At 70.3% G+C, this 20,308-nt stretch carries 13 protein-coding genes; 3 read left to right on the forward strand and 10 right to left on the reverse strand.

The window, feature by feature from the left end; all coding sequences use genetic code 11:
- Nucleotides 1-62: 62 nt before the first annotated feature.
- A complete protein-coding gene (locus AB0O93_RS08490; RefSeq protein ID WP_363342373.1) occupies nt 63-662 on the forward strand; it encodes a PadR family transcriptional regulator in 600 nt (199 codons plus the stop codon).
- Here AB0O93_RS08490 and AB0O93_RS08495 read toward each other — a convergent pair.
- Genes AB0O93_RS08495 through AB0O93_RS08505 form a run of 3 tightly spaced genes read right to left on the reverse strand, consistent with a single transcriptional unit; the run spans nt 659 to nt 6,896 of the window.
- Nucleotides 659-3,460 carry a family 78 glycoside hydrolase catalytic domain gene (locus AB0O93_RS08495; RefSeq protein ID WP_363342375.1) on the reverse strand — a complete coding sequence of 934 codons (2,802 nt, stop codon included), beginning with the start codon at nt 3,458-3,460 and terminating at the stop codon, nt 659-661. The genes AB0O93_RS08490 and AB0O93_RS08495 overlap by 4 nt on opposite strands.
- Nucleotides 3,457-4,614: a serine hydrolase domain-containing protein gene (locus AB0O93_RS08500; protein ID WP_363342377.1), complete on the reverse strand. Its 1,158-nt coding sequence runs from the start codon at nt 4,612-4,614 to the stop codon at nt 3,457-3,459. The genes AB0O93_RS08495 and AB0O93_RS08500 overlap by 4 nt, the downstream gene beginning before the upstream one ends.
- Nucleotides 4,611-6,896, reverse strand: a complete 2,286-nt coding sequence (locus tag AB0O93_RS08505; RefSeq protein WP_363342547.1) for a glycoside hydrolase family 3 C-terminal domain-containing protein — start codon at nt 6,894-6,896, stop codon at nt 4,611-4,613. Before AB0O93_RS08505 ends, AB0O93_RS08500 begins: the two co-directional genes overlap by 4 nt.
- Before the next feature lie 420 nt (nt 6,897-7,316).
- Here AB0O93_RS08505 and AB0O93_RS08510 point away from each other — a divergent pair, with 420 nt between their 5' ends.
- On the forward strand, nt 7,317-7,973 hold the full coding sequence (locus tag AB0O93_RS08510; RefSeq protein ID WP_363342379.1) for a TetR/AcrR family transcriptional regulator: 657 nt from the start codon (nt 7,317-7,319) through the stop codon (nt 7,971-7,973).
- Here AB0O93_RS08510 and AB0O93_RS08515 read toward each other — a convergent pair.
- The 5 genes from AB0O93_RS08515 to AB0O93_RS08535 form a co-directional block, all read right to left on the reverse strand.
- Nucleotides 7,963-8,856: an ATP-binding cassette domain-containing protein gene (locus AB0O93_RS08515; protein WP_363342381.1), complete on the reverse strand. Its 894-nt coding sequence runs from the start codon at nt 8,854-8,856 to the stop codon at nt 7,963-7,965. The genes AB0O93_RS08510 and AB0O93_RS08515 overlap by 11 nt on opposite strands.
- Nucleotides 8,853-10,679, reverse strand: a complete 1,827-nt coding sequence (locus AB0O93_RS08520) for a dipeptide/oligopeptide/nickel ABC transporter permease/ATP-binding protein (protein ID WP_363342383.1) — start codon at nt 10,677-10,679, stop codon at nt 8,853-8,855. The genes AB0O93_RS08515 and AB0O93_RS08520 overlap by 4 nt, the downstream gene beginning before the upstream one ends.
- Nucleotides 10,676-11,617, reverse strand: coding sequence for an ABC transporter permease (locus AB0O93_RS08525; protein WP_363342385.1), 942 nt, complete (start codon nt 11,615-11,617; stop codon nt 10,676-10,678). Before AB0O93_RS08525 ends, AB0O93_RS08520 begins: the two co-directional genes overlap by 4 nt.
- A gap of 76 nt (nt 11,618-11,693) precedes the next feature.
- A complete protein-coding gene (locus AB0O93_RS08530; RefSeq protein ID WP_363342387.1) occupies nt 11,694-13,229 on the reverse strand; it encodes an ABC transporter substrate-binding protein in 1,536 nt (511 codons plus the stop codon).
- A 153-nt stretch (nt 13,230-13,382) separates the two neighbouring features.
- A complete protein-coding gene (locus tag AB0O93_RS08535) occupies nt 13,383-15,152 on the reverse strand; it encodes a sulfatase (protein WP_363342389.1) in 1,770 nt (589 codons plus the stop codon).
- A gap of 129 nt (nt 15,153-15,281) precedes the next feature.
- Between AB0O93_RS08535 and AB0O93_RS08540 the strand changes: the two genes are divergently transcribed.
- Nucleotides 15,282-17,726 (forward strand): glycoside hydrolase family 2 TIM barrel-domain containing protein, encoded by a 2,445-nt coding sequence (locus AB0O93_RS08540; protein WP_363342391.1) that lies wholly within the window; start codon nt 15,282-15,284, stop codon nt 17,724-17,726.
- Between the two features lie 123 nt (nt 17,727-17,849).
- Here AB0O93_RS08540 and AB0O93_RS08545 read toward each other — a convergent pair whose 3' ends face one another.
- Together AB0O93_RS08545 and AB0O93_RS08550 are read right to left on the reverse strand one after the other, a co-directional pair.
- The gene (locus AB0O93_RS08545; protein WP_363342393.1) at nt 17,850-19,565 is read right to left on the reverse strand and encodes a choice-of-anchor G family protein; all 1,716 of its coding nucleotides are present in this window, start codon (nt 19,563-19,565) and stop codon (nt 17,850-17,852) included.
- Nucleotides 19,562-20,296: a hypothetical protein gene (locus AB0O93_RS08550; RefSeq protein ID WP_363342395.1), complete on the reverse strand. Its 735-nt coding sequence runs from the start codon at nt 20,294-20,296 to the stop codon at nt 19,562-19,564. The genes AB0O93_RS08545 and AB0O93_RS08550 overlap by 4 nt, the downstream gene beginning before the upstream one ends.
- Between the last annotated feature and the right edge of the window lie 12 nt (nt 20,297-20,308).

Below are 20,308 nucleotides of genomic sequence, written 5' to 3' on the forward strand. Positions count from 1 at the left end.
ATCCGGGCGACTATTCAACAAGTGGAGTAGTATGTGTGCTCCACATGTGGAATACTGCCCCCATGAAGCTCGAGCACCTCCTCCTCGGGATCCTCCTGGTGAAACCCCGCACCGGGTACGAGCTGTCGCGCTACATGGAGATGGACGGCGTCTTCCTCCGGCCGGCGACGCAGATGAGCCAGGTGTACCGCTCGCTCGGTCGGATGGCGGAGGCGGGCATGGTGGAGTTCACCACCAGCGAGCGCCGCGGACCCCAGGACGCGAAGATCTACCGCGCCACGACCGCGGGGTCGGACTTCTTCATGGCCTGGCTCCGCAGCCCGTTCCAGCCGATGGTCGCGCCCTACAGCTACGAGTTCCGGGCGCGCCTGTTCTTCTCCGGCTTCGTGGGGGAGGCGGCGTTGATCGAGCTTCTGAGCGCCGAGATCGAGGCCCGCCGCCGGCAGATCGCCACGTTCCGCTACCGCGATCGCACGATCGAGGCGGAGTCGCCGGTGCCCTTCGACGTCGAGCTCACCACGCTCGTGGAGGATTTCCAGCACGACGCCGGCGCGAAGGCGACGGACGAGATGGTCGCGCGCCTCGTCGAACTCCGCGAGATCGTCCGACAGCGACAGGCGGAGAAGGAGCGCACGGCCGTCGACCGGGGCGTTCCCGCCTAGTCTCCCGCGGTCGCGCGGCGGATCGCGGCGTCCACCGCTGCGAGCAGGTCCGGCGGCACGAACATGAGTGCGGTGCTCACCGAGCGTCCCGCGCCCCAGCGCGTCTCCGCGCGCAGGGCCTCGGCCCGGTCCGTGTCGAATCCGGCGACCGTGTCGAGCAGTGCCCGGTAGGCGCGCGGGTCGTCGATCACCTCCGCGAGGGACGCGTCGAGCCCGTCCAGCATCGGACGAGCGGATGCCGGAGCCGACGGCATCCGCCACTCGTGTGTTCCGGAGCCGACCTCGAAGGCGTCGCGGCCGGGGAGGTCGACGATCGCGGTGGTGTTGGCCGGGACGAGCGCGGAGACCACGACCTCCGCTCCGTCGCGTCGCCACGCCACGGACGCCTCGCCGTACGGCGTGATGTGCCGCGCCTCGGCGTGCGCGAGCGCGGCGAGGGGGCGCGGCGCGATGCGGAGCGCGCGGTAGCCGGGCGCTGCCGGGGCGAGCCCCGCCACGACCCGGTGCAGCCAGTCCGCCACGGCGCCCAGCGCGTAGTGGTTGAAGGAGGTCATCTCGCCGGGGTTGACCGAACCGTCGGGCAGGAGCGAATCCCAGCGTTCCCACACGGTGGTCGCGCCCATCGTGACCGGGTACAGCCACGACGGGCACTCGGTCTGCAGCAGCAGACGCTCCGCCGCCTCGAGGTGTCCGGCGGCGGTGAGCGCGTCGGTCACGAGCGGCGTGCCGACGAAGCCTGTGGCGATGCGGTAGCCGCCCTCGCGGACGACCGACGCGAGCCGGGCGGCGAGGGCCTGGCGCAGCGCCGGCTCGCGCACGAGGTCGAACTCCAACGCCAGCGCGTACGCGGTCGGCGCGTCGCTCATCATGCGTCCGGCCGGCGTGACGTACTCCGCGATGAAGGCGGCGCGACTGCGCTCGGCCAGCGCCCCGTAGGCGGCGGCGTCCGCGTCGCGCCCGAGGAGCGCCGCGGCGTCGGCGACCTGCCGCAGCGAGCGGGCCAGGTACGCGGTCGCGACGATGTCGCCGTCGACCTTGGCCTGCCCGGGCTTGTCGGGAGGTGCGGCGGGGTCGAGCCAGTCGCCGAGCTGCATCCGGCCGGCCCACAGTCCGCTGTCGCCGGCGTCGCGGAGGACGGCGTCGACCCAGGCGCGCATGCTCTCGTACTGCGCGGCGAGCACGGCGGTGTCTCCGAAGCGCTCGTGGAGGACGCTCGGGACCACGGTCGCGGCATCCCCCCACGCGGCCACCGGTCCACCGCCGGCGAACGAGGGGAGCGCGGCGGGGATGACGACCGGCACGGCCCCGCCCTCGCGGGCCTGCTCGTGCGCGAGATCGCGCAGCCAGGAGGCGAGGAAGCCGTTGCAGTCGTAGAGGAAGCTCGCCGTCGGTGCGAAGACCTGGATGTCGCCGGTCCATCCGAGGCGCTCGTCGCGCTGGGGGCAGTCGGTGGGGATCGACAGGAAGTTTCCGCGCATACCCCACACGACGTTCTCGTGCAGCCGGTCGAGCATGTCGTGGGAGGAGGAGAACCAGCCGGTGCGGGTCATGTCGGTGTGCAGCACGACGGCCTCGACGTCTCCGGCATCCAGGTCGATCCCGGTGATCTCGGCGTAGCGGAATCCGTAGAAGGAGAACCTCGACTCGAGCTCGTCGTCACCGCCGCTCAGGTCGAACGTCGCCGTCGCCGCGGCGTTGCGCAGGGGCCGGATGCCGAGCTCGCCGTCCTCGAGAACCTCCGCGTGCCGGATCACCACCCGTTGACCGGCGACGCCGCGGGCGCGGATGCGCAGTCGACCGACGAGGTTCTGGCCGAAGTCGAGGATCGTGCCGCCGGACGGAGTGGGGATCATGCCCGCCACCGGGAGGGTCTGGATGCGCCGCACCGGCGGCGCGATGCGCGCCTCGGGCACGGGCACGTGCGCGAAAGCCGGGTTCGCGGCGGCGCCGATCCGCGCGGGTGCCCAGCGTGCGGCGTCGGGGGTGCGGCGCAGGTCCTGGTGCTCGCCGGCGTAGATCCCGCTGTCGACGACGGGCCCGTCGCCGGACGCCGACCACCCGGGGCCGGTGGCGGCGAGCGTCTCGGAGTCGCCGTCCGCGTAGGTGACCCGCATCTGGGCGAGGAAGGACGGCTGGGTTCCGTAGAGGCGGTCGGTGAAGCGGTGGAAGCCGTAGCGCTCGGTGTACCAGGCACCGGCGATGCTCGCCTCCAGCGCGTTCTCGCCGTCCCGCAGCAGCGCGGTGACGTCCACGGTCTCATGGACCAGGCGGTCGCGGTAGGCGGTCCACCCGGGGGAGAGCACGTCGTCCGAGACCGGTCGTCCGTTGATCTCGGGTTCGGCGACGCCGAGGGCGGTCCAGAAGAGCAGGGCGCGCTCCACCGGCCGGTCGATCGTGAACGACGTGCGCACGAGCGCGGGCTGGGCGTCGCGCTCGGGCGCCGCGAGGCCGACCGGCTCGGCGATCCATTCGCCCTCCGCGAGGAAGCCGGCCTCGATCCGCACCGGCGCGCTCCACGCGGTTTCGGCGCCGTCGCTCGATCGCGCGCGCACTGCGACGTCGCGGCTCTCGCCCGGGTCGAGGGCGCGGAAGGGCCAGTCGACGAGAACGCTGTCGGGCCCCGTCAGTGTGACGGTCTCGAGGCCGTCGGTGAGGTCGACGGATGCCTGCATCCACCCGGGCGCATCGCTGTCGACGGTCCAGGTGAGGCCGGGCGTCGGGGTCGCGACGAAGGGGGCGTCCCGCCGTCGCTCGGCGTGCAGCGCCGCGATGCGTGCGGGTGTCGTCGGAGTCGTCATCGGTTCACTGTTTCCGGGCCGGTGCCGGCGGCCAGGAGCGCGCCCAGGTCGCGGGCGAGGACGAGCGCACGGGGATCGGCGCCGCCCGGCCAGGCTCCTCGCGCGATCGTCCACGCGAACGCGACGCCCGTGTCGGGATCCACACACGCGAGCGCACCCTGGGCGCCGTCGTGACCGAAGGCGCGCGGGCCGCCGAAGGCCAGCGCGGGGGTGGGCTTCTGGAACACCACCGCGTGGGCGCGGTCGGCCTGCCCCAGCACCTCATCGTGGCCGCGCACCTGCTGCTGGCCGATCGCGAGAACCGTGTCTTCGGAGAGGAACGGCGCTCGGCCGTCCACGCCGCTCACAGCCGCTGCGAACAGGCGGGCGAGACCGCGGGCGGTGCCCGTGCCCGAGACGGCCGGATGCCCGAAGCGCCAGCTGGCCGGTTCGTTCGCGAGATCGAGGATCGGTCCGCCGAACACGAGCGGGGCCAGCAGCGACGGGGGTGCCATCGGGCCGGCGTCCGCGGGCGGGATCATCGGCAGGGTCTCGGTCCTGCGGACCTCCTCGGTCGCGGGCAACCCGAGGAAGAAATCCACACCGTACGGATGCCGGATCTCGTCCTCGTAGAACTCGTTCAGCGTGCGGCCGGTCACACGGAACACCAGTTCCGACGCGAGATTGCCGATCGTGAGCGCGTGGTAGCCGAACGCGCTCCCCGGATGCCAGAACGGCGTCGTCGCGGCCAGGCGCTCCGCGCCGGCGTGGGCGTCGAACAGCTCCGCTCGGGACAGCGCGGGCCGCGCCTGCGGAAGACCGGCCTGATGAGAGAGGAGTTGGCGGACGGTGACCCTCGCCTTGCCCTTCTGCGCGAACTCCGGCCAGTACTCGGCGACAGGCGCGTCGAGATCGAGCTGCCCGCGCTGGAGGAGCAGGGCGACCGAGAGGCCGATGGTGTTCTTCGTCGCGGAGAACGGCACCGTGACCGTGTGCTCGCCGAGGTGCGGTCCGCCCCACACATCGAGCACGGCTTCGCCGTCATGGAACGCCGCCGCTTGGAAGGACAGGTCGGAATCCGCCTGCAGGAAGCCCGCGAGGCGCGCGACGAGCTGCTCCAGACGAGGATCGGCCGCGCCCTGCAGTGTTCCGTCGAGGCTGATGAGACGCGTCATCCCTCCATCATCCACTCGGCCGACAGCGGGAGGTCCACGACCGACGCGCCGGCGCGGAGCGTGTAGGCGCCGGGCTCCACCGACCATTCGCCCGTCCAGTGCGCGAAGCGGCGCGCGGGAAGGGGGATCGACGCCGTGACGGTCTGCCCCGCTTCCGCGTGGACCGAGGCGAAGCCCACCAGCCAGCGCTCCGCGCGCTCGACCTCGGAGTCCGCGCGCTCGGCGTACACCTGGACGACCTGCTTCCCGGCGCGAGCGCCCGTGTTCGCCAGCGTCACCTCGAGCGTGTCGTCGACGCGGGATGCCGCGCCCCACGACCAGGTCGTGTACCCGAGCCCGTGGCCGAAGGGGAATGCCGGCTCGACATCCGCCCGAAGCCAGGCGCGGTAGCCGATGTGCAGGCCTTCGCTGTAGCGGAGGACTCCGTCATCGGGGATGACCTCGACCACGGGCACGTCCGCGAGGGCTGCGGGCCAGGTGGTGGGCAGGCGTCCGCCGGGCTCGGCTGCTCCGCTCAAGATCGCTGCGAGTGCGGAGCCGAACTCCTGGCCGCCGAAGTAGCCCTGCAGGACGGCCGCGACCTCGTCGGCCCACGGCAGGACCACCGGCGATCCGGCGTTCACGACGACGATCGTGGGGGTTCCCGTCGCGGCAACAGCGCGCACGAGGTCGTTCTGACGGCCCGGCAGGTCGAGGTCGGTGCGGTCGTAGCCCTCGGACTCGACCTTGGAGTTCGTGCCGACCACCACGATCGCGACCTCCGCCGCCTCCGCGGACGCCACGGCCCGGGCGATCAGACCCTCGGGGTCCGAGTCGTCCGCGGCGATCCCGACCGTGAGCGACAGGGCGCCGGCGATCAGACCGGCCTGTTCCGTGTGGAACTCGGCACGGATGCGGGTCGTGCGTCCCTCGACGACGTCGACGGGGGCGGTCAGCGAGGGCGGGTTCAGGAACGCGGCGCCGAGGTCGCCGCCCTCGGCGACCGGGCTGTCGTCGAGGATGAGATCGTCGTCGACGTACAGACGGCCCGGGTTGGCACCCGCGAAGCCGAGCAGGATGCTGCCCGACTCCGCGGGGAGATAGTCGCCCTCGACGACGACCCGACGGCTCGCCGTGATGGGGGCGTCGCCGCCGAACCACACGAGCGCGGTCGAGCGGCGGTCTTCCGCGAACAGCTCGACGCCGTCGCCGTCGTAGAACGTCACGCGCACGCCCGGCTCGCCCGTCGCGGGGTTGACGAGCTGCTCGACCGGGATCTCCGCCACGCCGGTCTGCGAGACCGCTCCGCGCTCGTACGACACGCGCGCCGTGGGGAAGGCCGCGCGGATGCCCTCGAGGGGGGAGGTCACGTGCGTCGGCAGCACGGTGGCGCTTCCGCCGCCCTGCGTGCGCGCGTCGAGCGCGTTCTGGCCGATGACCGCGAGCGAGCCGAGGGCCGAGGCGTCGAGCGGCAGCACCCCGTCGTTGGCGAGGAGGACGGTGCCGGCGATCCCTGCTTCACGCGTGAACGGCACACCGTCGACCTCCGCGGGCCGGCGAGGCGCGGTGTCGCCGAGGGCGCCGACGCGCTCCGCGAGGAGGAGCAGTCGGAGGACCTTGCGGTCGAGGTCCGCCTCCGAGACGCGTCCGTCGCGGACCGCGTCGACGAGATCCGCCCACGCGGGCGCGGGGCCCGGCATCGCGAGGTCCTGTGCGGCGGGGGCGGCGTCGAGCGAACGCACCGCGGTCCAGTCGCTGATCACGACGCCGTCGAAGCCCCACTCGGAGTTCAGCGGCGTCTCGAGCAGGTCGTTCTCCGTCATCGTGACTCCGTGGACGGAGTTGTAGGAGCTCATGACCGTCCACGCCCCGCCCTCCTCGACGGCGCGCTCGAACGGGGCGAGGTACAGCTCTCGCAGTGAGCGCTCGTCGACCTGCACATCGACCGTGAACCGGTCGGTCTCGCTGTCGTTGGCGACGTAGTGCTTCGGGCAGGCCCCCACACCGTTGTCCTGCAGTCCGCGCACGTATGCCTCGGCCAGCTCGGCCGAGAGCTCCGGGTCTTCGCTCAGGCACTCGAAGTGGCGACCGCCGAGCGGCGAGCGGTGCAGGTTGATCGTCGGCCCGAGGACGACGTCGACGCCCTTGCGGCGGGCCTCGGATGCCGCGACTGCTCCGTAGCGGTACGCCAACTCGACATCCCACGAGGCCGCGAGGGCGGAGCCCGACGGCAGGTTGAGCGACGGCTCGCGCTCGTCCCATCGCGGACCGCGCACACCTGCGGGCCCGTCGGACAGGGTCATGGCGCGCAGGCCGATCTCGGGCAGCGGCACGGTCGTCCAGAAGTCGGCGCCCTGCACGAACGCGGCCTTCTGCTCGAGGCTGAGCGCGTCAAGCAGGGGGAGGAGGTGCTCGACCGAGGCGGGGTGGGTCGTGGCGGGGGCAGCCGGCTGGAGAGTCACGGGAGTCCTTCTTTGTCGTGCGGTCGCGGACGGATGTTCGGGTCACGGCCTCACTGCGAGCGACACCACCGTGGATCCTCTGATCGAGACGCTAACACGAAAGCCGAGCCAGCGCTAGGTTTTTGTGGGAGACGCGGTCTCCGATCGGATGAGGCGGGTCGAATCCGACCGGTGACTAGGTTTCTGTGGTCGGATGATCCACAATGTGGGGACAGCCCCGGTCGGCGCGGCCCGCCGACGGGCAGGCGGAAATGGGGAGAGATGTCGACCGAGACCACGACGAAGGTCGCCCCGCGCAGGGCCAGAGGCGAATACGCGAAGACCCGCGCTCGCAAGATGGCGATCCTCGACGCCGCGCTCGAGGTCTTCGCCGAGTCCGGCTACCGATCGGGTTCGCTCAAAGAGGTCGCCACCCGTGTGGGGATCAGTGAGGCCGGTCTCCTCCATCACTTCCCCAGCAAGGTGCACCTCCTCGAGGCCGTCCTCGAGCACAGGGACGACCTGGCGCGGGAACGGTTCGAGCTGGACGGAGACGACGGTGCGGCCACGCTCCGCGCCCTGGTGGACCTGGCCACCTACAACGCCAGCGTCCCCGGTGTCGTGGAGCTCTACTGCGTGCTCTCGGCCGAGGCGATCGCTCCCGATCACCCGGCGCACGATTACTTCGTCACGCGCTACGTGGATACGCGGGAGATGATCGCGAGCGCTTTCCGCCAGCTGCAGGATGCGGGGCGATTGGCGCCCGGCGCTGATCCGCACCGCGCCGCGAACGCGACCATCGCCTTGATGGACGGACTTCAGCTGCAGTGGCTCCTCGATCGCGACGTCGTGGACATGGCGCGCGAACTCTCGGACTTCTTCGCGTCCTTCGTCGAGGGGTTCCGCGTCGCGGAACCCCTCGACGGGATCACTCGCTGACGACGAGGGACGTCCCGGTCCGCGAGAGGCTGAATTCCAGCTCCTGTGCCCGCTGCTCCTGCAGCAGCCGGCGCCGGTCGACGCGACGCTTCTCCTGGCGGGCGGGATCGGGCACGGGGGCGGCGAGCAGCAGCCGCTGGGTGTACGGGTGGTCCGGGTCGCTGGTGACCTTGTCTCCGTCGCCGTACTCGACGATCTCGCCGTGGTACATCACGGCGACCCGGTGGCTCAGGTGACGGACGACGGCGAGATCGTGCGAGACGAAGAGGTAGGCCACCCCCGTCTCCTCCTGGATGTCCCGGAAGAGGTCGAGGACGCGAGCCTGTGTGGAGAGGTCGAGCGCCGAGACGGGTTCGTCGCAGACGATCAGCTGCGGGTCCAGCGCCAGGGCGCGTGCGATCGCGATGCGCTGGCGCTGCCCGCCGGAGAACTCCCGCGGGAGGCGGGTGGCGGAGTTCGACGGCAGGCCGACCTGATCGAGAAGGCCGCGGATGCGACGCGAGGCGTCGGCCGACGAGATCTTCTTGACCTTCAGCGGTTCGGCGAGCGTCTGCTCGATGGTGAGCGACGGGTTCAAGGACGAGTAGGGGTCCTGGAAGACGACCTGGATCTCATCGGAGAGCTTGCGCCGTTCGCGGCGTCCCAGGTGGGAGATGTCCTGCCCCTTGAAGAGCACCCGACCCTCGGTGACCGGTGCCAGGCCGAGCACGGCCCGGCCGAGGGTGGTCTTGCCCGAGCCGGACTCGCCCACGAGCCCGACGCATTCGCCGGGGTGGATGTCCAACGAGACGCTCTTGAGGGCGCGGAACGGCTTCTTGCGGAAGCCCTTGGCCGGATACTCGACGACGACGTCCTCGACGACCAGCAGCGGTTCGGTGTTCATCGGGCGGCACCTTCCTCGAGGGGCTGACGCTCGGACGGTCGCGTGAGGGGTCCTCGCGCCTCGCCGTCCTCCAGGATCGCGTCGAACAGGGACTTCGTGTACGGGTGCGTCGGCTCGGCGAAGATGGCCCGTGCAGCACCGGTCTCCACGATCAGTCCGTTCTGCATGACCGAGACGCGGTCGCAGAGGTCGGCGACGACACCGAAGTTGTGCGTCACGATGAGGACGCTCACCCCGAGGTCCGCCTGCAGTTCGCGGAGGAGGTCCAGGATGTCGGCCTGCACGGTGACATCCAGGGCGGTGGTCGGCTCGTCGGCGATGATCAGGTCGGCCTCGCACGAGACCGCGCCGGCGATCAGGACGCGCTGCGCCATTCCACCGGAGACCTCGTGCGGGTAGGCCGCGAACGTGCGTTCCGGGTTCGGGATACCCACCCGCGCGAGCAGGGCGAGCGCCCGCTTCTTCGCTTCGGCCGCCGAGATGCCGAGCGTCACCCGCATGGGCTCCACCAGCTGCGCGCCGATGGTGAAGGAAGGATCCAGGTTCGACATGGGCTCCTGGGGGATGTAGGAGATCCGCCGCCCCCGGATCTTCTGCATCGCCTTGTCGGACAGATGCGCGAGGTCCTGACCGTCGAACGTGACGGTGCCCGAGATGATCCGTCCGCCCGCGGGAAGCAGACGGAGGATGCTCCACGCCGTCTGGGTCTTGCCGGATCCGGACTCGCCGATGAGCCCGTGGACCTCGCCCTTGCGGACGGTCAGCGACACGCCGTTGACGACCTGCTTCACCGTGCCGTCCGGCTGGTCGTAGCCCACCACGAGATCCGAGGCCTCCAGCAGGACCGCACCCGTCTCATCCGAGTCGGGGTGGACGACGGGTGCCGCGTTCGCCGGGCCCGCGGGGGCTGCCGCGACAGCGGACCGCTTGCGCTTCTTCGGCTTGGCCGCTGCCCGCTCGAGCTCGTCCCGCAGCGCGTTGCCGAACAGCACGAGCGCGATCGAGGTGACCGCGATGGCGAGCGAAGGCCACAGCAGCATCAGCGGTGCCTGGTACATCCGTGAGAACGCGTCGGAGAGCATGGCGCCCCAGGTCGGGATGTCGGGGTCTCCCAGGCCGAGGAAGTCCAGTCCGGACTGGACGGCGATCGCGATGCCGGCCAGGAGCGCCGCCTGGATGATGATTGGCGCGCGCACCACGGCGAGGATGTGCCGGCCGATGATGCTGGTGTCGCTGACGCCGGCCACGCGGGCGGCGTCGACGTAGAGCTCGTGCCGCACGCCCAGGACGGCCGCGGACGTGAGTCGATAGAACGCCGGTGACAGGATCAGTCCGAAGATCGCCATCATGATCCAGAGGGAGGGTCCGACCACCGCGCGGGCGGCCAGCAGGATCACGATGCCGGGCAGGGCCTGGATCATGCTGATGACCGCGACCGATCCCGTCTCGAACCACTTCTGGTAGTAGCCCGCGATGAGTCCGGTGGTGACACCGATGATCGCGGCGACGGCGACCGCGAGGAGGGCGCCGGCGACACTGAACCGCGTCGCGAACAGCAGACGGGACAGGATGTCGCGGCCGGCGCTGTCGGCGCCGAGGAGGTAGTCGCCGCCCGGAGGCGCCATCACCTCGTTGATGTTCGCCTGGCCGGGGTCCAACGGTGCGAGGAAGTCGGCGAGCACGGCGACCAGGAAGACGATGACGAGGACGATGACCGAGGCCAGGCCCGTGGGGTTTCGCAGGAGGCGCGCCACCACGTGCGAGCGGGCGGCCTTCTCCTCGACCTGGACGTCGATGGCGGGGGTGGTGGCAGACTCACTCATGAGACACGCGCCTTCGGGTTGAGGGATCCCTGGAGGATCTCCAGAACGATGTTGACGATCACGGTGATCGCCGCGGTCACGACCACGAGGCCCATGACGAGCGGGATGTCACCCTGTGCGGTCGAGGTCGTGGCGACCTGGCCGAGGCCGGGGATCGCGAAGATCTGCTCCACGATGATGGCCCCGCCGAGGAGGCCGACGAACTGAACCGCGAGGACGGCGAGTGCCGGCCCACCCGCGTTTCGCAGCACGTGCTTGTACAGGACGCGGTTCTCCGAGAGGCCTCGGCTGCGGAGTGTGCGCACCCAGTCCTGCCGCATGGTGTCGATGACGCCACCGCGGATCTGCGCGGCGATCGCGGCGATCGCGCCGATCGAGAGGGCGATGATCGGCAGGGTGACGGTGCTGAGCCAGCCGGGCAGAGAGCTGGTCAGGGGCACGAAGCCGGTCGGCTTGAACCAGCCGAGGCGGATCGCGAAGAGATTGACGAGCAGGATCGCGATGAGGAACCCGGGGATGGCGAATCCGAGGACGGAGACGATCTGCACCGTCCGGTCGGCCGCACCTCGCTTGCGGGCGGCCCACACGCCGAGCGTGGTGCCGACGATCGCCGTCAGGATGACGGTGCCGATCACGAGCGAGAGGGTGACGGCCACCCGGGAGGAGATCGCCTGGACGACCGGCTGCTGGGTGAACCAGGAGACGCCGAAGTCGCCGGTGACGGCGTTCCCGAGCCACGTGGCGTACGCGACGAGCACGGGCTGGTCGAGTCCGAGGTCGCTGTTCAGGGCGGCGACCTGCTCCTGCGTGGCGTCCTGTCCGAGGATCTGCCGCGCGATGTCGCCGGCGCCGAGGTACAGGAGGACGTACGCGATGCTCGAGACGACGAAGAGGAGGATCACGCCGGCGATGACGCGACGGAGGATGAATCGGAACATCACTGGTCCTTACTGAGGGAACCTCATCGGGGGCGGTGCCGGACCGGCGTGCTGCCGGTCCGGCACCTGCGGACTGCTACTGGGGCTGGACGTTCCAGAGGTAGGGCACCACGTTGCCGACCTGCGGGACGGCCATCGTCGAAGAGTCGCTGACGAAGATCTGCGTGGGGCGGTAGAACGGCGCGTTCCAGGCGTTCTCCACGAGGTACGTGTTCAGCTCCAGACCGGCGGCCTGCGCCTCCTCCTCCGTGCCGACCTGGATCGTGTCGATCCAGCCCTGCACCTCGGGGGTCGTGTAGCCGAAGGGGTTCCATGTCGCCTGCTCAGCGATCTGGAACTGCGCGAGCTGCCAGTCGGTCGGGCCCATCTGAAGCTGGAACCACGACATCGGGTACTTCGCCCCGAGGATGGCGCTGATGAACTCGCTCGGCTGCACCTCTTCGTAGTTCACGGTGATTCCGACCTGCGCGAGCTGGTCGGCCATGAGGGTCCACTGCGCGGCCGGGATCGTACCGACGCGGGGCATGGTGACCTCGAAGCCGTCGGGATAGCCGGCGTCCGCGAGGAGCTCCTTGGCGGCCTCGACGTCGTAGTCGTAGTACGTGTCGAGGGATGCGTCGAAGCCGGCCGACCACGGGGCGAAGATCTGGTCGGTGACCTCTCCGTATCCGCTGCCGATCGTCTGCAGCAACGCGTCGCGGTCGAGTGCCATGTTGATGGCCTGGCGGACCCGGACGTCACCGAGCGGCGGGGAGATCTCGCCGGCGCGGTCCATGATGAGGAAGCCCTGCCAGTCGAGCTGCGACTCGTTCAGGGTGTAGCCGGCGGCCTCCATCTGGGGGAGGGTCGTCCGGTCGATCACGTTCGAGACGTTGACCTGACCGCCCTGGACGGCGTTCACGAGCGACGACGCGTCCGTGTAGACCTGCAGGATCAGCTTGTCGTAGTGCTGGTGGTCGGGGTTCCAGTAGTTCTCGTTCTTGTCGAACACGTAGCTGCTGCCGACCACGGTCTCGCCCGTGTTGAGGATGTAGGGGCCGGAGCCGACCGGGTCGGTCGCCGTGGCCGGGTCGTCGACCAGCTCGGCCGGCGCGACGAGGCCGGCGTTCTGCGAGAGCGCGGTGATGAGTCCGGGGTCGGGCTCGGCCAGCGTGATCTCGAGCGTGGTGTCATCGACCGCCGTGGCGTCGGTGACGGAGCTCAGCAGCGTCGCGTTCGGCGACGTGCCGTCGCGGAAGCCGAGCACGCTGGCAGCGGCATCCTCCGCCGTGAGCGTCTCGCCGTCGGTGAAGGTGACGTCATCGCGGAGGGTCATCGTGAGGACGGTGTTGTCCTCGTTGTATTCCCACTCCGTGGCGAGGTTCGGCTCGACCTCGAACTCGGGCGTCGTGATCACGAGCGAGTCGTAGACGGCCTGGGCGTAGGGGGACTCGTTGGCCCAGCGCATGTCCTTCTGCTGGAACGTCGATGCCTGAGCCAGGACACCCCACGTGAGGGTTCCTCCGCTGTCGCCACCGCTGCCGCCGTTGTCGCCCCCGCCGCCGGCGGTGCAACCGGTGAGTGCCAGCACGGCCGCAACCGCGACCGCCGCTGAACGCTTGAACTTGAACATCGTCGTCCTTCCACATGCTGTGTGTGACGTCCGTCCTCGGACCGCCGTGGGATGACTCTACGTGGAAACCCGAGTGTCCACAAGGTTTTTGCGAAGAATTTCGATCGACCGCTCGGAGTTCGCGATGACGCCCCGGTGCGCGGTCCTTTTTCGTCAGCTCAGGGCGGCGGCGAGCCGCGTCTCGAGGTCGTCGAGTCGGTCCTTCTTCACCTGCGGCATGGCCGCGGTCAGCATGATCGGCGTCATGCCCCCGAAGTACCGTCCGAAACCGTCGTTGCGCGTGGGCGGGAAAGCTTCGTGGATGAGCGGCCGTGTCCGCTCGTCGTCGAGAAGGCGCCGGATCGGTGTCGTCACGACATGGGCGTCGCGGGGGAAGTCCGAGACCAGGGGAGCGGGGGCGGCGGAGGAGACCACGCGGTCCCACTGGCGTTCTATGAGGAGGTGCGCGTCCGTGACGGGGCCCGTGGCGGGCAGCCCCAATCGCTCGTACTGCTCGGCAGGCGCCTCGCTGTCCCGCATCGCCTCGACGAGCAGCTGCGCCATCCGCTTCTCCAGGGCCGGATCCCGCAGGGGCGTGCGCTGATCGGGATCCTCGATCAGATCGTAGAGGAGCGTGCCGAAGGCCGCGGGGTTCCCCGCGGGGCCGGCGGGGATCTTCAGGGTCTTCACGCCCTTGCTGAAGTCCCACGGGTCCGCGAGGTCGAGGTCTCGGAGCTCCTCGACGAAGAATCTGCTGCGCATGTGGGTGGGCATGAGCGTGTACTCGAACAGCGGCTGGTTCTCGTCCGTCGCGCAGGCGCGCATGTAGACGTAGCGGCCGTCCGTGATGTTCACGTGCGAGCCGTGGACGCCGAAGAGAGTGGTCTCCCGCACGGGAGTGTCGTCTGCGACGACCGGCTGCAGCGTGCGGCCCTGCATGTCGGGGGTCGGCGTGACGCCGAAGAAGTCGAGGAGGGTCGGGGCGATGTCGATCGTGGCCACGAGGCTCGAGCGGCGGACATCCTTCTCTCCCGCCCGTGGATCCCAGAGGAACAGCGGCGTGTGGATGCTCTCGTCGAACCAGGGCATGACGCTCTTGCCCCACCAGCCGTGCTCGCCGAGGAGGAACCCGTGGTCCGTGTTGACGATGAGCATCGTGTCGTCCCACATGTCGTGCTCGTCCATGAAGTCCAGCACGCGCCCCAGGGAGCGATCGCACATCGAGACGAGGGCGAAGTACTCCGCCCGGACGGCATCCACCGTCCCCTCGTCCTCGATGACGCGCCGGTAGGACGGCCAGTCGTAGATCCGCTCGTCGTTGCGGTCGGGGTAGAGCTCGCGATAGCGCTCGTAGCTGAAGAACGGTTCGTGCGGATCGAACGTCTCGATCTGCAGGAACCAGTCCTGCTCGTCGGCGTTCGTCTCGAGGAAGTGCAGGCCGGCGTCGAACGTCAGCGTCTGCGGGTGGTCGGCTTCGTCGGTCAGGTAGAGCCGGTTGATCCAGTCCTGGCGGGTGAGGAAGTTGTCCCCGTTGTCGTTCGGCGGCGGCGTCACGCCTCCGACGTGCCCCTTCCAGGCGTCGCCCTCCTGCCCGCGGAAGAACTCGAACGTGCTGTACCGCGAGTGATAGGTCGCGCCGCCGTCCTCCCAGTAGTGCTGGTGATCGGTGGCGAGGTGCGTGTGGACACCGGTGTTCTTGAGGATCTCGGGCATCGAGTCGTCGAACGGTTCCAGCGGCCCCCACGACCGGTGGAGGAAGTTGTGGCGACCCGTGTGGAGCTCGCGTCGCGCCGGCATGCAGGGCATGCTCCCCGCGTAGCAGTTGTCGAAGGTCACGCTCATCTTGGCGAGCCGTTCGAAGTTGGGTGCCTCGATCTCGTCGGCGCCGAAGTTCGGCAGGAGCCGTCGGTTCAGGCTGTCGAACATGACCATGATCGCGCGCATGGTGCCCTCTTCTCATCATCGAAACGTCGGGTTCCGACCGCACGGGGTCGGAGAGCCGCTGTCGACCAGCATGCCCGCGGTCCGCGTCAAAAGCTAGCTTTCGCTTGGGATTCGGCGTACAAAGGAGGGATGCTCCGCGTCCCCTTCCCCGCGTCCTGGACCGTCGGACCGAAGCTCGGGGCCTTCGAGCGGCCGGATGCCGCGACCGCGCCCCGCCCGGTCACCCTTCCCCACGACGCCCTGCGCGACCTCCCGCGGGATCCGGCGAGCCCGCAGGGCGTGCACGCCGGCTACATCCCCGGTGGGGTCTTCGCGTACACGGCGACCTTCGAGGCCCCCGCCGCGTGGCGGGACAAGACCGTCCTGGTCGAGTTCGAGGGGGTGTACCGGGATGCCGTGGTGCGGGTGAACGGCGATGTCGCCGCCCACCACGCCGGCGGCTACTCCGCCTTCGCGGTGCCGCTGGACGGCTTCCTGCGCTTCGGTGAGACGAACACGCTCACCGTCGATGCGCGCGTCCACAAGGACAGCCGCTGGTACACCGGTGCGGGTGTCTACCGCCCGGTCCACCTCATCGTCGCCGACCCCGTCCACCTCACTCTTGACGGCATCGACGCCCCGGCCGTGGACGTCGACGACGAGCGCGCGATGCTCGCCCTGTCGGCGGAGGTGCGCAACGCCACCCGCCACACCCGCACCACCCGCGTCACGTGGGCGATCGTCGATCCGGGCGGCGTCGAGGTCGCCCGGACATCTGTGCCGCTGACCCTCACCCCCGGCGAGACGGCCGTGGCCCGGACGCGGGTCGCCGTCGCCGATCCGCAGCGCTGGTCTCCGGAGACGCCCCACCTCTACCGCGTGGAGGCGACCCTCGCCGAGGAGGCCGACGGCCGCGAGCTCGACCGTGCCGCTCTGACCACCGGCATCCGTACGCTCCAGCTCGATCCCGCGCACGGTCTGCGCATCAACGGCGCGCGGGTGGACCTGCGCGGCGCGTGCGTCCACCACGACAACGGCGTGCTCGGATCGGCCGGCGACGCCGCCGCGGAGGACCGCCGCATCCGTCGCCTGAAGGACGCCGGATTCAACGCCATCCGCAGCTCTCACAACCCCGCGTCCCGCGCGGTGCTGGAGGCGTGCGACCGCCACGGCATGCTCGTGATGGATGAGCTCACCGACGTGTGGCTGCAGTCGAAGACGGCGTTCGACGCGTCGATCACGTTCGCCGAGACGTGGCGCGAGGAGGTCGCGGCGCTCGTGGCGAAGGACCGATCGCACCCGAGCGTCATCCTCTACTCGATCGGCAACGAGATCCTCGAGCTCGGCCGCCCGATCGGAGCCGCCTGGGGACGTCGTCTCGCCGAGGAGATCCGGCGCCTGGACCCCACGCGCTACGTCACCAACGGCATCAACGGCATCATCGCCAATCTCGACGCGATCGCCGAGATCGCCGGTGACGAGGCGGAGGGCGAGGGGACAAATGCCGGTGACGACGCGACCGATCCCAACACGATGATGGCGAACATGGGCGCGCAGATGGCCGCCGCGAACGCCTCCGACGTGGTGTCGCGGTCCATCGAGGAGGCGGCATCCGTGCTCGATGTCGTCGGATTCAACTACGCCGACTCGCGCTACCGGCAGGACGCGATCGACCATCCGCACCGCGTGATCGTCGGCTCCGAGACCTTCCCCGACCGCATCGCCGAGCTGTGGCGCCTGGTGACCGAGCTGCCGCACGTGATCGGCGATTTCACCTGGACCGGATGGGACTACCTCGGCGAGGCGGGGATCGGGCGCGTGGACTACACGGATGCCGACGGGTACGTCGCGACCGGCACCGCGGGTCCCTACCCTTACGTCCTCGCCGACTGCGGTGACATCGACATCACCGGGTACCGGCTGCCGGCGTCGTACTACCGCGAGATCGCGTTCGGTCTGCGGCGTGCTCCGTACATCGCCGTGCACCGACCGGAGCACCACGGACGTCCCACCGCGAAGACCCCCTGGTCGTGGGACGACGTGGTCGCGAGCTGGTCGTGGGGTGTTCCCGCGGGGGCACCGGTGACGGTCGACGTGTACGCCGACGCCGACGAGGTCGAACTGCTCCTCGAGGGGCGCTCGCTAGGCGTCGCGCCCGTGGGGGAGGTGCGCGACCTCGTCGCCCGCTTCGAGATCGCCTACCGACCGGGCGAGCTCCTCGCCGTCGCCCGGAAGGACGGGGCGGTCATCGGATCGCACGCGCTGTCGTCGGCCGGCGAGGGAGTCTCCCTGCGCGCCGACGTCGAGACCGGCATCCTGCCGGGTCCGTTGTCGTTCGTGGACGTCGTCCTCGTCGATGCCGCGGGTGTCGTCTCGTGCGACCGCGACGTTCTCGTGACCGTCGAGGTGGACGGGCCGGGCGAGATCGCCGGTCTCGGCACCGGACGGGCGCGCACCGAGGAGTCGTTCGCGGGGCCGTCATGCACCACGTTCGACGGTCGCGCGCTCGCGGTGATCCGCCGCACGGGCGACGGTCCGCTCGCGTTGCGCGTGTCGGCCGAGGATCACGCCCCGACCGAGGTCGCCCTGCCCTGACACCCCCCTCCTGACCGCGAGACTGCATCCTCCCGTCGAGACTGCGTGCGCGACGTGCAGTCTTGACCGGAGGATGCAGTCTCGGCGTCAGGGGTGCCGACGGGGGCGACAGGGGAGCGCGGGTCAGGGGAGGGTGACGGGACCGGCGGAGCCCGTCGCGAAGCGGACGTGGGCGACGTCGGCGGGGGTGTCGAAGTCGGCCAGGCCCAGCCGCAGCGCCGTCACGGCGTACTCGGCGGTCGAGCGCGGGCCGGGCTCGATGTACGTCGAGCCGGGCGGCGCGCCCGCCTGATCGGGCTGGACGTTGACCATGAGCGACACCACCGACGGCAGCGCGTTCACCAGGCCCGCGAGGGCGTTCACGACCGGTGCCGACAGGGTGGACAACGTCGCGCCGAGCGTCGTGATCGGATCGATGAGTTCGGTCGTCAGGAGTCCGACGAGGGCCGTGGTCAGGGCGCCCGCCGAACCGAGGATGCCGGAGAGAAGCGCGTTCAACAGGGGAGTGGGGATGATGCCTCCAAGGAGGCTCGCAGACACGGACACAGTCGTCTCACCCGACAGGACCTGACCGATGGTGGAACTCAGCGTAACGGTGACAGAGGCGAACTCGACAGGCACCCCGAGCACGGTCCGGGAGACTGTGGAGGACAGGCTTATCGTCAGCTGCGCTGCGCGAATCGCGGTGTCCAAGGCGGCGACGACATCGTCGACCCATTCGTCGAGGAGGATGCCGGCTTCGGCGACGATGTCGTTGACCACTCCTGCGTTGAGCACGAGCTGGGTGTTCGGACCGGCGTTGTTCAGCGGCCCGCTCAGGCGCTCGATGTCGACGAGGATGCGGCCGTTCGCGAGGTCGATCGTGAAGCCGTTGCCGTCGAGCGTGAGGCCGAGGAACGGGGCGACGGTCGCGCCGAGGTCGAGCCCGGTGATGGTCACGGTGCCGGTGAGATCGACCCCGACGAGGCCGGTCACGGTCTGCAGGAGCGTGGACTCGAGCGTCTGCGCGATCAGACCACCGGGCCCGACGAGGTCGGCCACTGAGGCATTCAGGCCGGTGACGGTGGTGTTGACCGCACCGGTGAGTGCACCGACCGCGGGCGCGTCGACGACCACGTCGAGACCCGCGATACCGTAGTCGCGCTGCACGGCCGGTTCCGCCGGCGCGATGCCCCAGATCTGCTCGCGGAGCGCCGCGCAGCCGTCGAGCTGGGAGCTCGCGGCCACCGCTCCGACCTCGAGACGGGCCGTGGAGAGACCCGGGATCGTCGGGAGGAGCGCCGTGATGTCGATCGTTCCGGGAGCCGGGAGGTCGTCCGACGGGGTGTCGTCCGACACCAGGACGGCACCCGAGTCGTTGATGAGGCCCGACGCGCCCGCCGTTTGACCGGTCGGTGCCCCCTGAGCCCACTGGTTCGCCGCGCCCAGCGCGGCCCCCGGCACTCCGACGGCGAACCCGGTGAGGTCGACCCCCACGATTCCGAGCGCGGTCACGTCGAACGGATTCGCGTACGTGAAGGTCGGCGGTGTCGAACCGAGATCGATCGCCTCGCCGGGGGAGGGGGCCGCGGTGCCGTCGGCGTTCACGGTCAGCCGCATCTCTTCGAGCTCGGCGATCGCGTCGAGGTTCACCCCGAGGAGCTGCCCGGCGAGGAACGTCCCGCGCGAGCGCGTGTCGAACGCGGTCGATCCGTCGCACTGGAGCGACCCGGTGCCGATCGGCCCACCGTATGCCCATTCCCGGTCGTTCCAGCTCGCCGTGGTGGCCGTGACGCTCAGCGGAATGACCAGCGCCGCTCCGAGCAACGCCGCGAGGCCTCCGCGCATCCGACGGTTCATGAGCGTCCTCCCTGACGCGCCGGGCGCATCGTCGCGCCGAGCCCCACCATGCCGAGAGCGAGCGCTCCGACCCCGAGGAGCATGCCGATGTCGAACCCGGTCGCCGGCAGGGGGCCAGGGCCGGGGGGTGTGACCGGGACATCGTCGACGGATGTCGCGGTGAGGCCCACGCCCATCTGTCCGCGCAGCCCCATCAGCGCCTCGTCCGAGCGAGCGGCTGCGGAGTCTTCGACGGAGAGTGTCACGAGCAGGTATTGCGGAGCCGACGGCGTGAGGGGCCGCAGCTCGAACGTCGGTGACGACACGGTGTAGTCATCCGCGGGCGTGGCGACGGTGACGGCGCGCGCGCCGGGGGTACACACCGGTGCCGCCGGAAAGCCCGACCACGGTGCATCGCACACGTCGACCTGCATCGCCAGACCCCGCGGATACGTCGCGAGCGTGCCGCTCTTGCGTAGCTCCAGTGCGAGCGTCGCGCGGCTGGCGTCTTCCAGCCGGGCGCGGATCTGCCAGAACGCCGGCTCTCCGGGGCTGAGGTCGAGGAACTCCGCGGGATACGGATCCGCCGACAGCACGAGGCGGCCGGGGGTGCCCGTCGGCGGAACGTCGATGAAGGCGGCGCGGGCGGCGTCGGCGACGAGGACGCTCCCGAGGCCGAGGGCGGCGAGCGAGAGCGTTGCGACGACGACGGCGCTGCCGCGCCGGCCGCGCGAACGGCGGGGGTGGGACATGGTTCTCCTGCT

The organism is Microbacterium sp. NPDC077184 (assembly GCF_040687055.1).
Classification (GTDB): domain Bacteria; phylum Actinomycetota; class Actinomycetes; order Actinomycetales; family Microbacteriaceae; genus Microbacterium.